Here is a 13,797-nt window from a genome sequence, read left to right as displayed (position 1 = left end):
CCTCCCCCTGCTCTTCGGGGGGAGGGACATCAGCCGCACTTCGCTAAAACCCACGCCACCGACAGTAAATCCGCACTCCCACCCGGGCTTAAATGACGCCTTATCAGCGCTCTGTCCATCTCCAGTAAGCGCCGACGATCCCAGCCGTTCGCCAGCAGCGTTTGCGCATAGCTCTGCACATATCGCAGCCCGTGAATACCGCCGCGCGACACCAGATTACTGTCCGGATTCACCGCCATCAGGCGCAGGAGCAAATCATGCAGCTGGCGGCCGTTCCACAGGGGCAAGACGCGACGTACCGTCGCAAAACCACTTTCCGCCTCACCGCGTGCGCCGGTTAAACCCAGCTGCTGAAACTGACGTTCGCCTGCGGTTACTGCCGCACTGCGGCCAGCCAGCTCACGCGCCACCAGCCCCCGGCACAGAATCCTCACTTCGCTACAGAGGCTTGACGCGGTCACCTCCCGCACTCTTCCGGCGGCAAAACAGAGCAGCCCGAGAGAAAATATCCCCCCTTTATGAGTATTTACGCCGCCGGTTGCGGCATACATTGCCTGCTCGCAGGCAATGCCCATCGGGCGTAGCAGGCGCAGCTGCTCGCCTGCCGGTTGGTCTGCGTAGTCACTCCCCAGCTCGGTAAAGCGGGAGAGCCACGGCGTAATCGCAGTAATACTGCGGACAAACAGAGCGTGGTCCATATCGTGATGAGCCCCGTTGTTGAGTCGGTCCACCAGCCCCGGCTTGGGGGTCAGCTCCAGCTCCTGCCACAGGGCCTCTTCCGCCAGACGAGGGACCTCAATGGCGCAAAATTTAGTCGCGGGCAAACCAGTCATTGATAATCTTCTCCACGCCTCCCACCACCTGTCCGACCGGATGCTTGCGCGAGCGAGAGCAGACATGCGCCGGCTCATCGCACACCAGGCAGCGGCGCATGTGCAGCCCCAGCGACAGACGGCCAACGTGGCCATCCTGCGGGCAGATCACATCCAGATCCCACAGCCTACCGAGCGGATGACTCTGCTCCAGCGCCACGCAGTGGGCCTTGATCTCCGGCGCATTATGCGCCACGGACCACATCGCCTCAGGCCCCGTCGGGAGCCACAGCACCTGGCGATCCCGCACCGGCCAGCGGTTCTCCCACAGCAGCTGGTCGCACATCTGGAGCGCCACGCCCATCGTATTGCGGTAGCGGAGACTATTTTTTACCGTTCCCGGCGTCACCAGGGTCAGCGAAATAATCGGCTGTTGATAACGTCTTAGCCAGTCAGCCTGGCGCGCCGCTCGGCACTCTTTCGCCGCCAGCCACGCCTCCAGGCTGACACCCGCCTCCACGGGTGTCGCAGTGGTCATGTTGTTACTCCTTAACCTGGCGCACGGTATCAATCACCCGCCCGTCGCGGTAGCGAATGACGCCGACGATTTTGTCCGTGAATTCAATGGGTCTGGGGACCCCGCAGAGCGAGATAGCCCGCGCGTACAGCGCGTCGATATCGACGATGTTCATCCCGGCGGCAATCAGGCGCGCGCGGATCTCCGGTCGTGCCGGATTCACCGCAATGCCGTGGTCAGTGACCAGGACATCGATGCTTTCTCCCGGCGTCAGTCGCGTCGTCACCCGCTTCACTACCGTGGGAATGCGGCTACGCAGCAGCGGGGCGACGACAATAGTCAGGTTTGCCGCTGCCGCCACATCACAGTGACCGCCGGACGCCCCGCGCATGACGCCGTCGGAACCGGTAATCACGTTAACGTTGAAATCGACGTCGATTTCCAGCGCGCTGAGAATAGCCACGTCGAGCTGGTCACAGCTCGCCGCCTTGCTGCCCGGGTTGGCATAGACGTTGGTGGAGATCTCCACATGATGAGGGTTGCGCGCCAGCGAAGCGGCCGCCTGACCGTCGAAGCACTGCGTATCGAGCAGCTTTTCAATCAGTCCTTTCTCATGCAGATCCACCAGACTGCCGGTAATCCCCCCCAGCGCAAAACGAGCTTTCACGCCGCTACGCTCCATCTTCTCTTCCATAAAGCGGGTGCAGGCGGTGGCCGCCGCACCGGAGCCGGTCTGCATCGAAAAACCGTCCCTGAAGTACCCGGAGTGCTCAATCACATCTGCCGCATAGCGGGCGATCATCAGTTCACGCGGGTTACTGGTGACGCGCGCCGCGCCGACGCTGATCTTCGCCGGGTCGCCCACGCTATCCACCTGCACGATGTAATCCACCTGATCCTGCATCAGGCTCGCGGGCATATTGGGGAAAGGCACCAGTTCTTCAGTCAGCAGCACCACCCGTCGGGCAAAGTGCGCATCGACCATCGCATAGCCGAGCGAACCGCAGCAGGAGCGCCCGTGGGTGCCGTTGGCATTGCCGAACTCATCGCTGCACGGCACACCGAGAAACGCGACGTCAATGTTCAGCTCGCCATCCTGTAATAATTTCACTCGCCCGCCGTGGGAATGGATCTGCACCGGCTCATCCATCACTCCGTGGGAGATAGCCTCCGCCAGTTTCCCGCGCATCCCTGAGGTATAAATGCGACGAATCACCCCGCTCTGGATATGTTCGATAAGAGCATCGTTGCAGGTCATCAAGGAGCTGGAAGCCAACGTCAGGCCTTTAAAACCCATTTGCGCCAGCTTCGCCACCACGCTGTTAATCACCCGATCGCCTTCACGGAAGGCATGGTGAAAGGAGATAGTCATTCCGTCCTGCAGGCCGCTGCGCACCACCGCCTCCTCGAGGGATTCACACAGCTTACGGCGATGCTTTTCCTCTACGTCGGCCAGCCAGGGCGTCGCGCTGAGGGCAGAATCAAACGGTTTTAAATCCCGCAGATGGGGGAAGGTCGCATGGAGAAGTTCTGTCTGGTTCATTGTTTTATCCTTAACGGCGTACGCCGGAGGCGGCCGCGCGTTCCAGCACTCTCTGTGCGTGGTTAATAATCGGGGCGTCGACCATTTTGCCGTTGAGCGAGACCACGCCCAGGCCATTGCGTTCCCCCTCCTGCGCGGCCTCAATCACTAACTGCGCGTGTTCAACCTCCTGCCGGGTTGGCGCATACGCATTGTGCAGCAGGTCAATCTGACGCGGGTTAATCAACGATTTGCCGTTAAAGCCCATTTTGCGAATCAACTCGACTTCGCGCAGGAATCCGGCTTCGTCGTTCACGTCTGACCACACCACGTCGAAGGCATCGATGCCGGCTGCCCGCGCGGCATGCAGTACCGCACAGCGGGCGTAGAACAGTTCGGTACCGTCGCTGCGCTCGGTCTGCATATCCATCACATAATCAAAGGCCGCCAGCGCAATCCCAATCAGCCGCGGGGAACGGCGAGCAATAGCCACGGCGTTAATGACGCCAACGGCCGACTCAATCGCCGCCATGATGCGGGTGGACCCCACTTCACGCCCGCAGTCGCGCTCGATGCGCACCAGGTGGCTTTCCAGTTCGTCGATATCTTCCGGAGTATCGGTTTTCGGCAATCGGATCACGTCCACGCCAGCTCGCACGGCGGCTTCCAGATCCAGCAAGCCAAACGGCGTGCTCAGCGGGTTAATGCGCACCACGGTTTCGATATCCTGATACATCGGGTGCTGGAGCGCATGCCAGACCAGCAGGCGCGCGCTGTCTTTCTCGCGCAGCGCCACCGCGTCCTCAAGATCGAACATGATCGAATCGGGACGGTAGATAAAGGCGGTAGAGAGCATCGCTGCGTTAGCGCCCGGCAGGAATAACATGCTACGACGGAGCCTGTTCATCACAGCGTCCTCCAGTCGATATGCGGTTCATCGGCAGCGCGCAGCACCGCGCTTTGCAGGCGCGCGCGAATGACGCAATCCAGCGCGCCTTTGTCTTCGATGATAATCAACCCCTGCCGCACCGCCATCGCGTGCAGCGTTTCCTCAACCACCTGACGAATCTGCTCGCCAAACTGCTTTATCACTTCACTGTGGATGACAATCTCCAGCTCGCCGTCGGCGGGGGCGATTTTCACCATCAGGTCGCTGGACTCCTGCGTACCGGCCAGCGCCTCCCTTACAATTTTCATGATCGTTTCCTGATAATTAAGCGACTTCCGCGCTGTAGTGCGCTTCGAGATGCGCGAAAGTGGATTCCGGGACAATGTCCCGAATACGAGAATACTGTTCTGTCTTAAGTAAACGGCGGACTTCCGAGGCCGAAATGGCGCTTCCCCCGACCTTAATACGGGTCATCTCCTCAACGTTGATACGACCCGCCAGCAGTTCGTGCAGCGTCAGGTTGTACTGACGGGTGATATCGCAAAACGGCTCGGAGCCGATAAAACGATGGGTAATGCCGAGAGACGGCGCGATGTAGTCGCGAAAGATCAGCACGTCGATTTCACTCCACGCCTGCTGCACTTTTCCGCTCTCTTTCAGGAAGTAGGCCGGAAAAGTGGCGCGCGAGATGATGTACTGCGAGCCCTCGTGCACGGAGACATTCGCCAGATGCGCCACTCCGGCCCGTACCATCTCCAGACGCGCGGCGAACGGAAAGAATGAGGCGTCTTCACGTACCACAAACAGATGCAGCCAGTCGCAGCGTGCCGCCGCGTGTTCCACCAGATGGCGGTGGCCAAGCGTGAACGGATTCGCATTCATGACAATCGCCCCGATATCCTTGCCGGGCCGGCGCTCACCGCGCAGCGAACGGCAGTAGCGCGTAATGCCCTGCGGCGTGTTCTCCATCAATACCGCGTTATTGCCACTGCGGGCGACAGGCCAGAAGCCGCTGCGGGAAAAGCGCTCCTCGTTACAGGGCCGGGTGCAGAGGAAGAGATGAAAATGGCCGCGCGCGAGGGCGACGTTTTCCACTTCCGCCAGCAGCCGCGCGCTGAGATTCACACCGCGCAGCTGCTCATCGACCGCCACGCATTTGATAACGTTGGCGGCCAGCCCCGCGCAGCCCACCAGTTGTCCTCCGGACCAGGCCTCAACGAACAGCGTGATATCGTTGTCCATCCCCAGACCGCTGTCCGTCAGCAGGTAACGAATCCGGCTCAGACGTTCCGGGTGTTGGGCCACTTCCGTGAAGCGAAAGTCGATAGCGGGTTGCGAGTCCATCATCACGCCTTACTCAATGTGCCGTCGTCAGCGTGCTGGCTGGCGCTTCCATGATCACATTGCTGAGATGGCCAATATGCTCAATCTCAACCTCAATGCGATCGCCCTCCTGCATAAACAGCGGCGGGTTCCGCTTTTTCCCCACCCCACCCGGCGATCCGGTGATGATCACATCGCCCGGGCTTAAGCGGGTGAAGGTGCTGATGTACTCGATCAGCTCCGCCACCTTGTGGATCATGCTGCTGGTGTTGTCATCCTGAACCATCCGGCCGTTCAGCCAGGTGCGGATCGTCAGCTGATGCGGATCCGGGATCTCATCCGCGGTCGCCATCCACGGGCCGAATGCGCCGGTCTGCCGCCAGTTTTTCCCCGCGGTAAACCAGCTGTGCTGCCAGTCGCGTGCGGATCCATCCATGTAGCAGCTGTAGCCAGCAACGTGGCGCAGCGCCTCCTCGCGACGGATGTTTTCGCCGCCTTTGCCGATAATCACCGCCAGTTCGCCTTCGTAGTCAAATTCGCGGGAATGGCGCGGTTTCAACACCGGCGCGTTGTGCGCCGTCTGAGAATCGGCAAAGCGGACAAACAGCGTCGGCGCCGGATTGTGCTGATCGAACTCTTTGCGCTTTTCGGCATAGTTCATACCCACGCAGAGGATCTTTTCCGGCTGTTCAATCACCGGCAAAAAGGTCACGCCCGCCATGGGCACATCCACCGCGTCGTCGAGATAGCGGCTGGCTTCAGCCAGGCCGTTACCCTGCAGCAGCGCCTTGAGGTCGCCGTAGCGATCGCCAAGACGACGACCTAAATCAATCATCCCTTCGGCTTTGACGATGCCGAAGCTGCGAATGTCCTGATAGATAAAGCTTGCGAGTTTCATTGTTGTTTCCTGAAAACTTAAACAAGGAAGTTGCCGAGAATCAGCAGCGAGACCGAGACATTAATTGCGCCGCCGATACGAGTGGCAATCTGGGCGAATGGCATCAGGCTCATACGATTGCCGGCGGTCAGAATCGCCACATCACCGGTGCCGCCCTGTCCGCTCTGGCAGCAGGAGACGATGGCGACATCAATCGGATGCATGCCAATCTTTTTGCCGACGAAGAAACCGGTCGCCACCAGCGCAGAGACGGTGCTGATAATCACCAGCAGGTTGCTGACGGTGAAAGCAGCGACCAGTTCGTGCCACGGGGTGATCGCGACGCCAACGGCAAACAGGATGGGATAGGTCACAGAAGTCTGGAAGAATTTGTAGACCACCTGAGAACCTTCAAGGATGCGCGGGGAGACGCCGTTAAACAGTTTCACCAGCACCGCCATGAACAGCATGCCGACCGGTGCAGGCAGACCAATCAGCTTGTGGCCCAGCATCCCCAGCATATACAGCAGTACCGCCAGCAGCGCGCCGGAAGCGATGGTAGTAACGTCGACTTTTCCAGAGAAGGCCGGCTGGGGGGCCGTTTCATCGGTATTCGCGCGGTTTGGCATCAGCTGGCCTTCACCGGTCAGGTGCGGATAGCGTTTGCCGAGTTGGTTCAGACAGCCGGAGATGATAATGGCGGTGAGGCCGCCCAGCATCACCATCGGCAGGACGCGTCCCAGCGCCACGCCCTGATCCATATGCAGCAACGTCGCATAGCCGATCGACAGCGGGATCGCCCCTTCGCCCACGCCGCCCGCCATGATCGGCAGTATGATAAAGAAGAAGATCTGGAACGGTTCAAGACCGAGCGCCAGGCCCACGCTCATACCGACGATCATGCCGACAATTTCACCGCACAGCATCGGGAAGAAGATGCGCAGGAAGCCCTGGATCAGCACGGTGCGGTTCATACTCATGATACTGCCGACAATAATGCAGCAGATGTAGAGATAGAGAATATTGGTGGATTTGTAGAATTTGGTGGTGGACTCCACCACCACATCCGGCAGCAGGCCGTAGTAGACTAGCGCCGAAGGGATGAACGTCGCGCAAATCGCCGCCGCGCCGAGCTTGCCGACGATCGGCAGACGTTTGCCGAATTCGCCGCAGGCAAAACCAAAAAACGCCAGCGTGGCAACCATCACCACGATATCACTCGGTAACTTCCCCCCCAGACAATCGACGGCAATCAGCAGTCCGGCAAGAACAAACAGCGGTAAAGGAATAATCCCTACTTTCCAGCTATCCATAATATGCCACCAGCGCTCTTTGAGCGAAGGTTTGTGAATATCAATTGGGTCCTGGGTAACAGAGAAAGAATCGTCAGTTGTGCTCATTATTAAGCCCCTTGGTTATTTTGTGCAGGCAGCTTAATGTGCCCAAAGCAGACTTAATGTGAGGATCAGCATATTAAAACCGAAACTTTAATGGATGCTATGGTTTTAATGGTTTCTTTTATTTAATGTGATTCATAGTTTATTTATTGGCGTGGTTTTTATGGTTTATTTTCTAAAACGAACAAACAAATAACATTTATTAACGTAAATTTAAGATCTGCTGCGGCAGCAATATTTTCCTTATGCAGAGCGCTTGTGCAAAGGATCACAAGTTTCCGGCAAAGCAGATGCCAGCCGGAAAAAAGATGATATATTAGCCACTTCCATTGATACCCAGCGTGATAGCGATGAAAGTGTCATTTCAAATAAAGCTGTTCATTTCACTGACGGCCTTTTTCTCAGTACTCTTCGTGCTGTTGGGAGGCTATTATTATATTGATGTCGAAAAACAGCTGTATATGGAAATGAGCACGCGGGCAAAAATACAAGCAGAAGAGATCGCCATCATCCCTGTATTACGGGAAAATGTCGCCAGAAAGGATATTAGCGCAATCACTCATTTCATGCATAAAATAGCGGCACGCAGTGACGCTAGTTTTATTGTCGTCGGCGATAATCAGGGTCGTCATTTGTTTCATTCGGCGTTCGCCGACCGGGTCGGCACTCTGCTCGTGGGTGGTGATAACGAGGAGGTGCTGAAGGGCAAAACCACCACCACCATTCGCCAGGGAGGTCTGGGAATTTCGCTGCGCAGCAAAGCCCCGATATTCAGCGAGGACGGCCAGGTGGTGGGTATTGTCTCCGTGGGCTATCTCACCAGCTATCTCGACACCATTACCGTCAGTAAAGCCGTCAATATTCTGCTCGCTGCCGTTTTGCTGCTCGTGGCCCTGTTCGTGTTTTCATGGTTTTTTACCCGCAGCATTAAGAAGCAGATTTTCTCGCTTGAGCCGCGTGAAATCGGTCTGCTGGTGCGCCAGCAAAAGGCGATGATGGAGTCGATCTACGAAGGGGTGATCGCTATCGATGACCATCTGCGGATCGAGGTGATCAACCAGGCGGCGCGGAAGCTGCTGGGCCTGAATCAGCCCGCCCGACAGCTGCGCGGACAGCCGATCGGCCAGGTGATCGCCCCCGTCCCCTTCTTCTCACCGCAAACAATGCTGCAACGGGACACGCATGATGAGATCTGTCGGTTCAACGATCTGACGGTGATCGCCAGCCGCGTACGGATCATGCTGGAGGACTCGCTGCAGGGCTGGGTGATAACTTTCCGCGATCGCAATGAGATAGACACCCTCAGCGCTCAGCTCAGCCAGGTGAAACGCTACGTCGACAATCTGCGCATCATGCGCCATGAGCAGCTCAACCGCATGACCACGCTCTCCGGCCTGCTGCATATGGGGCGCTATGAGGAAGCCATTCACTATATTCAGGCCCAGTCAGAACACGCCCAGGAGCTGCTGGACTTTATCTCGTCGCGCTTTCATTCGCCAACGCTGTGCGGTCTGCTGTTAGGCAAGGCCTCCCGCGCCCGCGAAAAAGGGGTGCAACTGAGCTTCGATCCGGCCTGCCGGATGGCGAGCCCCTTCGCACCGCTTGCCGAAGCAGAGCTGATTTCGATTATCGGCAACCTGCTGGATAACGCCATTGAAGCGACGCAGCGCGCGCCGTTGCCGCACGAGCCGGTAGAGGTGCTGATCAAGCTGAATGCGCAAGAGCTGATCGTCGAAGTGGCCGATCGGGGGGTTGGCATTACGCCGGCCTTGCGCGAGCGGATATTTGAGCGCGGCATCACCACCAAAACCTGCGGCGACCACGGCATCGGACTGTACCTGATCGACAGCTATGTCAGCCAGGCTGGCGGGACGATCGAGGTCGCCGACAATATACCCCGCGGCGCGATTTTTTCACTGTTTATTCCCGCCACGGGAAGCGCCTGGCGCCCGGAACAGGAACTGGAACTGGAAGAGACCGACTATGCAACATGAACTTATCGATGTACTGATCGTGGAAGACGAGCACGCGTTGGCGCTGCTGCATGCGGAGCTGATTGGCAAACATCCGGGCCTGCGGCTGGTGGGCATTGCGTCATCTCTGGCTGACGCGCAGACGCAAATTGAGAGTAAGCGACCGCAGCTGGTGCTGCTGGATAATTACCTGCCGGACGGGAAAGGGATTACGCTTATCGGCAATGCGATGCTGGCAGGTACCCACTGTTCGGTCATCTTTATCACCGCCGCCAGCGATATGGATACCTGTAGCCTGGCGATCCGCAACGGCGCGTTCGACTACATTCTCAAGCCGGTATCGTGGAAGCGTCTTAACCAGTCACTTGAGCGCTTTATGCAGTTCGCTGAACAACAGCGGGTGTGGAAGATTGTCGATCAGCAAAACGTGGACTCCCTGTATCAACTGCAGGCGAAAAATTACCGTCAGGATAACGGCAGCAAAGGCATAGAGGGGAATACGCTGGCGCGGGTACAAAATCTCTTTAGCCACCATACGCTGCACTGCTTTTCGGTGGACGAAGTCGCGAGCGCGACGGGACTGAGTAAAACCACCGCCCGCCGCTATCTGGAACACTGCGTGGAGAGCGGTTTTCTCAGCGTGGAGATGCAATACGGTAAAATTGGCCATCCGCGCAGAATGTACAGACATAGCGCGGGCTGAGCCACCGCATTCCCTCTCCCGACACACTGCGGGAGAGGGTCCGGTATTAAGAAAGGCGCATAGCCGCCTGGTTCAGGACATAGCCGTACAGCCGCTTGATGCCGTCAGAATCCGTCTCGCTATATACTCCCTGCAGCTCGGGTGAAAAACCGGGCAGCATGTTGACGCCCTCTTCCAGCGCCAGGAAATAGCGCAGCACCGCCCCGCCCCAGACTTCTCCCGGGACCACGCACAGCACGCCCGGCGGATACGGCAGCGCCCCTTCAGCGGCGACCCGGCCTTCGGCCTCGCTTAACCGCACCAGCTCAACGTTGCCGCGAATAAACTCGCGGTTGGCATCCTGGGGGTTCATCACCACGCGCGGGAAGCTGTGCTTACGGAACATCTCTTTTTGCAGATCCTTCACGTCAAAGCTGACATACAGGTCATGCATCTCCTGGCACAGCTCGCGGAGGGTGTAATCGCGATAGCGAACCGGATATTTGTTATAGATAGTCGGCAGTACGTCGGCCAGCGGCGTGTCGGCTTCGATATGCTGTTCAAACTGCGCCAGCATCGCCACCAGGCGGGCCATTTTTTCCGCACTCTCGGCCGGGGTGAGCAGGAACAGGATCGAATTCAGGTCGCATTTCTCCGGCACAATGCCGTTCTCACGCAGGTAGTGCGCCAGAATGGTCGCCGGAATACCAAACCCGGTATATTCGCCGCTTTCGGCATCAATGCCCGGGGTAGTCAGCAGCAATTTACACGGGTCGACAAAGTACTGCTCGCTGGCATAACCGTCAAAACCGTGCCAGCGGGCGCCCGGTTCAAAACTGAAGAAACGCCGCTCGCGGGCAATCGTCTCGGTAGGATAATCCTGCCACCGGCGACCCGCCACAACCGGCGGAATAAACGGCTGAATCATTTTGCAACTGGCGATAATCGCCTTGCGCGCTTCAATCCCCTGCACCACGCACTCCGCCCACAGCCGGCGGCCGCTCTCTCCTTCGTGGATTTTGGCGTTCACGTCCAGCGCCGCAAATAGCGGGTAAAACGGGCTGGTGGAAGCGTGTAGCATAAAGGCATTATTCAGCCGCTTATGCGGGCAGAATCGCGCCTGCCCGCGCAGGTGGTTATCTTTTTTGTGGATCTGCGACGTTTGCGAGAACCCCGCCTGCTGCTTATGCACCGACTGGGTAACAAAAATGCCCGGATCGTTTTCATTCAGATCCAGCAGCAGCGGCGAGCAGTCGGCCATCATCGGAATAAACTGTTCATAGCCGACCCACGCGGAATCAAACAGAATGTAGTCGCACAGGCCGCCAATTTTATCCACCACCTGACGGGCGTTGTAGACCGTCCCGTCGTAGGTGCCCAGCTGAATGACCGCCAGGCGGAACGGCCGTGGCGCATCGGCTTTTTCCGGCGCCACTTCCCGAATCAGATTACGCAGGTAGTGTTCATCAAAGCAGTGGTCATCGATGCCGCCGATAAAGCCAAACGGATTTCGCGATGCTTCGAGATAGACCGGCGTGGCCCCCGCCTGAATCAGCGCGCCGTGGTGGTTGGATTTATGGTTGTTGCGGTCGAACAACACCAGGTCGCCGCGCGTCAGCAGCGCGTTGCTGACCACTTTATTCGCCGCCGAGGTGCCGTTGAGGACAAAATAGGTTTTGTCGGCATTGAAAACCTTCGCCGCGAACTTCTGCGCATGTTTCGCCGAGCCTTCGTGGATCAGCAGGTCCCCAAGCTTCACATCGGCATTGCACATATCGGCGCGGAAAACGTTCTCGCCAAAGAAGTCAAAAAACTGGCGGCCCGCCGGGTGTTTTTTAAAGAAAGCACCGTGCTGATGCCCCGGACAGGCAAAGGTGCTGTTGTCCATCTCGACGTACTGCGTCAGGGTATTGAAGAACGGCGGGAGCAGGTTCTCTTCATAGCTGCAGGCAGCGGCTTCCAGTTCGAGCCACTCCTGCTCCTTCCCGCCGATGATCGCCGTCACGCCGTCTGGCTTTGCCATGTCGCTATCGGTCAGCAGATAGACCGGCAGGTTAAAGCCGCTGCGTTTAAGCAGAGAGAGGATGCCGCTGCGGCTGTCCGCTGCGGTAATGACGACTGCCGCCACATCGGTAAAATCAGTACTGTCCAGCGCCACCACGCGACGGTGGGTAGAGAGATGAGAGACCAGCGCGTGGCTGGCGGCAATGTGCATTGATTTCATTAGCGCGAATACCCGTTTCCGGAGAGTAAAAGGCTTCAGGCAAGGCGCTGATGCCTTGCCCAACGAAATGTCAGGGTCCGACTGGATTCCAGCTCCGACCGCCAGACATCAGTAAAAGCAGACCGGGTCCGATCTTACTGTTGTCCTGCAGTGAGCATGCGCTGCCTTCACCGCATGGGGGGCAGGGAATCAGAATGCAGAGTAGCAAGATGAGACGGCTTACGCATCTGCGCGCAGCGGCAATGCTGATGTACGGATGGGGTGATCATCGGCGGCCTCATCGTTGAAGAGAAGAAAATTCGCGCAATAATGTCACCTTTGACATAGCTGCGCAAGATGAAATCGGTATGCAAACAGGCGACGGATTTGCAGGCCTTTACCCTGCTTTCGGGTCATAATGATGCCGTTGTCAGGGATAATGAACAGGAGCACTGCTAATGGTGACAGGACCTTTTATTAATGCCGGCGCGGTCCTTTTAGGCGGCGTACTGGGCGCGCTGTTAAGCCAACGATTGCCGGAGCGGATTCGGACATCGATGACCTCTATTTTTGGTCTGGCCTCATTGGGGATTGGTATCCTGCTGGTCGTGAAATGCGCCAACCTGCCGGTGATGGTACTCTCCACGCTGGTCGGCACGCTGCTTGGCGAAGCCTGCAATATGGAAAAAGGCACCAATACTCTGGTCAGTAAGCTTCAGCAGTGGCTCACGCCAGCGGGCAAAAAAAAGGCGCAGTTGAATACGTCGTTTATTCAGAGCTATGTCGCCATTATTGTTCTGTTCTGCGCCAGCGGCACCGGGATTTTCGGCGCCATGCGTGAAGGGATGACCGGCGATGCCAGCATACTGATCGCCAAAGCCTTTCTCGACTTTTTCACCGCCACGATTTTCGCCTGCACGCTGGGATTTGCCGTTTCAGCTATCTGCGTACCGATGCTGCTGATCCAGCTCACGCTGGCGGCCTGCGCATCGCTGATCATGCCGCTCACCACGCCGATGATGATGGCCGACTTCAGCGCCGTCGGCGGCATGCTGCTGCTGGCGACCGGGCTGCGCATCTGCGGAATTAAGATGTTTGCGGTGGTTAACATGCTACCAGCCCTGCTTCTGGCGATGCCGATTTCAGCGGCCTGGACGTTTTTTTTCACCTGAAAACGGGTGCTTTTAATTCAAACTGGTGATAGATTGTGCAGTCTGTATCGATTTAAATAAATTTCGTTGACGAAGCGAGGCGAATCGGTTTTAATGCGCCCCGTTGCCCGGATAGCTCAGTCGGTAGAGCAGGGGATTGAAAATCCCCGTGTCCTTGGTTCGATTCCGAGTCCGGGCACCACTTATTTAAAGAAACCAGCCTGAGGGCTGGTTTTTTGCTTTCTGCAATACGGACTCTCCATCGAACTTCGTTCGATTATTCGCGGCACGCCGCTCACCCCTTCGGGGCCAGCGCGACAAGCGCGCTGTTCAACGCCTGCGGCGTTAGTCCGAGTCCGGGCACCACTTATTTAAAGAAACCAGCCTGAGGGCTGGTTTTTTGCTTTCTGCAATACGGACTCTCCATCGAACTTCGTTCGATTATTCGCGG

Annotated in this window: 12 protein-coding genes and 1 tRNA gene; 4 read left to right on the top strand and 9 right to left on the bottom strand. The window is 57.6% G+C overall.

Annotated elements, in window-relative coordinates; all coding sequences use genetic code 11:
• Positions 1-29: 29 nt before the first annotated feature.
• The 8 genes from citG to OQV00_RS03810 are packed head-to-tail and all read right to left on the bottom strand — an operon-like array spanning position 30 to position 7,340.
• On the bottom strand, positions 30-833 hold the full coding sequence (citG, locus tag OQV00_RS03845) for a triphosphoribosyl-dephospho-CoA synthase CitG (RefSeq protein ID WP_015585741.1): 804 nt from the start codon (positions 831-833) through the stop codon (positions 30-32).
• Positions 811-1,350: a citrate lyase holo-[acyl-carrier protein] synthase gene (gene citX, locus OQV00_RS03840; RefSeq protein WP_004867550.1), complete on the bottom strand. Its 540-nt coding sequence runs from the start codon at positions 1,348-1,350 to the stop codon at positions 811-813. Before citX ends, citG begins: the two co-directional genes overlap by 23 nt.
• A gap of 4 nt (positions 1,351-1,354) precedes the next feature.
• Positions 1,355-2,872 carry a citrate lyase subunit alpha gene (citF, locus tag OQV00_RS03835; RefSeq protein ID WP_032718241.1) on the bottom strand — a complete coding sequence of 506 codons (1,518 nt, stop codon included), beginning with the start codon at positions 2,870-2,872 and terminating at the stop codon, positions 1,355-1,357.
• A 10-nt stretch (positions 2,873-2,882) separates the two neighbouring features.
• Entirely contained in the window at positions 2,883-3,758 is an 876-nt protein-coding gene (gene citE, locus OQV00_RS03830; protein WP_004867558.1) for a citrate (pro-3S)-lyase subunit beta, read from the bottom strand.
• The gene (gene citD, locus OQV00_RS03825; RefSeq protein ID WP_004867561.1) at positions 3,758-4,048 is read right to left on the bottom strand and encodes a citrate lyase acyl carrier protein; all 291 of its coding nucleotides are present in this window, start codon (positions 4,046-4,048) and stop codon (positions 3,758-3,760) included. Before citD ends, citE begins: the two co-directional genes overlap by 1 nt.
• 16 nt (positions 4,049-4,064) lie before the next feature.
• On the bottom strand, positions 4,065-5,084 hold the full coding sequence (gene citC / locus OQV00_RS03820; RefSeq protein ID WP_195874327.1) for a [citrate (pro-3S)-lyase] ligase: 1,020 nt from the start codon (positions 5,082-5,084) through the stop codon (positions 4,065-4,067).
• Between the two features lie 13 nt (positions 5,085-5,097).
• A complete protein-coding gene (locus tag OQV00_RS03815; protein ID WP_004867566.1) occupies positions 5,098-5,961 on the bottom strand; it encodes a fumarylacetoacetate hydrolase family protein in 864 nt (287 codons plus the stop codon).
• A gap of 17 nt (positions 5,962-5,978) precedes the next feature.
• Positions 5,979-7,340, bottom strand: a complete 1,362-nt coding sequence (locus OQV00_RS03810; protein ID WP_064359204.1) for a 2-hydroxycarboxylate transporter family protein — start codon at positions 7,338-7,340, stop codon at positions 5,979-5,981.
• Between the two features lie 347 nt (positions 7,341-7,687).
• On the opposite strand from OQV00_RS03810, the gene OQV00_RS03805 reads away from it, so the two are divergent.
• Positions 7,688-9,331, top strand: coding sequence for an ATP-binding protein (locus OQV00_RS03805; protein ID WP_015585739.1), 1,644 nt, complete (start codon positions 7,688-7,690; stop codon positions 9,329-9,331).
• Complete coding sequence (locus tag OQV00_RS03800; RefSeq protein ID WP_015585738.1) at positions 9,321-10,013, top strand: response regulator; 693 nt, start codon at positions 9,321-9,323, stop codon at positions 10,011-10,013. Before OQV00_RS03805 ends, OQV00_RS03800 begins: the two co-directional genes overlap by 11 nt.
• Positions 10,014-10,059: 46 nt before the next feature.
• Here OQV00_RS03800 and OQV00_RS03795 read toward each other — a convergent pair whose 3' ends face one another.
• Positions 10,060-12,216: an ornithine decarboxylase gene (locus OQV00_RS03795; protein ID WP_044346282.1), complete on the bottom strand. Its 2,157-nt coding sequence runs from the start codon at positions 12,214-12,216 to the stop codon at positions 10,060-10,062.
• 437 nt (positions 12,217-12,653) lie between these two features.
• On the opposite strand from OQV00_RS03795, the gene OQV00_RS03790 reads away from it, so the two are divergent.
• Both OQV00_RS03790 and OQV00_RS03785 read left to right on the top strand, forming a co-directional pair.
• Positions 12,654-13,367 carry a DUF554 domain-containing protein gene (locus tag OQV00_RS03790; protein ID WP_004867576.1) on the top strand — a complete coding sequence of 238 codons (714 nt, stop codon included), beginning with the start codon at positions 12,654-12,656 and terminating at the stop codon, positions 13,365-13,367.
• A 105-nt stretch (positions 13,368-13,472) separates the two neighbouring features.
• Positions 13,473-13,548: transfer RNA gene (locus OQV00_RS03785), tRNA-Phe, on the top strand.
• Positions 13,549-13,797 lie beyond the last annotated feature (249 nt).

It is taken from the genome of Klebsiella sp. DY2415, assembly GCF_026314315.1.
GTDB classification, from domain to species: Bacteria; Pseudomonadota; Gammaproteobacteria; order Enterobacterales; family Enterobacteriaceae; genus Klebsiella; species Klebsiella ornithinolytica.
This window is presented reverse-complemented; position numbering and strand designations above follow the sequence as displayed.

Coding starts and splice junctions, on each gene's coding strand:
- citE (WP_004867558.1), bottom strand. CDS start 3,758: ATGAACAGGCTCCGTCGTAGCATGTTATTCCTGCCGGGCGCTAACGCA.
- citC (WP_195874327.1), bottom strand. CDS start 5,084: ATGGACTCGCAACCCGCTATCGACTTTCGCTTCACGGAAGTGGCCCAA.
- OQV00_RS03810 (WP_064359204.1), bottom strand. CDS start 7,340: ATGAGCACAACTGACGATTCTTTCTCTGTTACCCAGGACCCAATTGAT.
- OQV00_RS03800 (WP_015585738.1), top strand. CDS start 9,321: ATGCAACATGAACTTATCGATGTACTGATCGTGGAAGACGAGCACGCG.
- citX (WP_004867550.1), bottom strand. CDS start 1,350: ATGACCACTGCGACACCCGTGGAGGCGGGTGTCAGCCTGGAGGCGTGG.
- citG (WP_015585741.1), bottom strand. CDS start 833: ATGACTGGTTTGCCCGCGACTAAATTTTGCGCCATTGAGGTCCCTCGT.
- OQV00_RS03795 (WP_044346282.1), bottom strand. CDS start 12,216: ATGAAATCAATGCACATTGCCGCCAGCCACGCGCTGGTCTCTCATCTC.
- OQV00_RS03790 (WP_004867576.1), top strand. CDS start 12,654: ATGGTGACAGGACCTTTTATTAATGCCGGCGCGGTCCTTTTAGGCGGC.
- OQV00_RS03805 (WP_015585739.1), top strand. CDS start 7,688: ATGAAAGTGTCATTTCAAATAAAGCTGTTCATTTCACTGACGGCCTTT.
- citD (WP_004867561.1), bottom strand. CDS start 4,048: ATGAAAATTGTAAGGGAGGCGCTGGCCGGTACGCAGGAGTCCAGCGAC.
- OQV00_RS03815 (WP_004867566.1), bottom strand. CDS start 5,961: ATGAAACTCGCAAGCTTTATCTATCAGGACATTCGCAGCTTCGGCATC.
- citF (WP_032718241.1), bottom strand. CDS start 2,872: ATGAACCAGACAGAACTTCTCCATGCGACCTTCCCCCATCTGCGGGAT.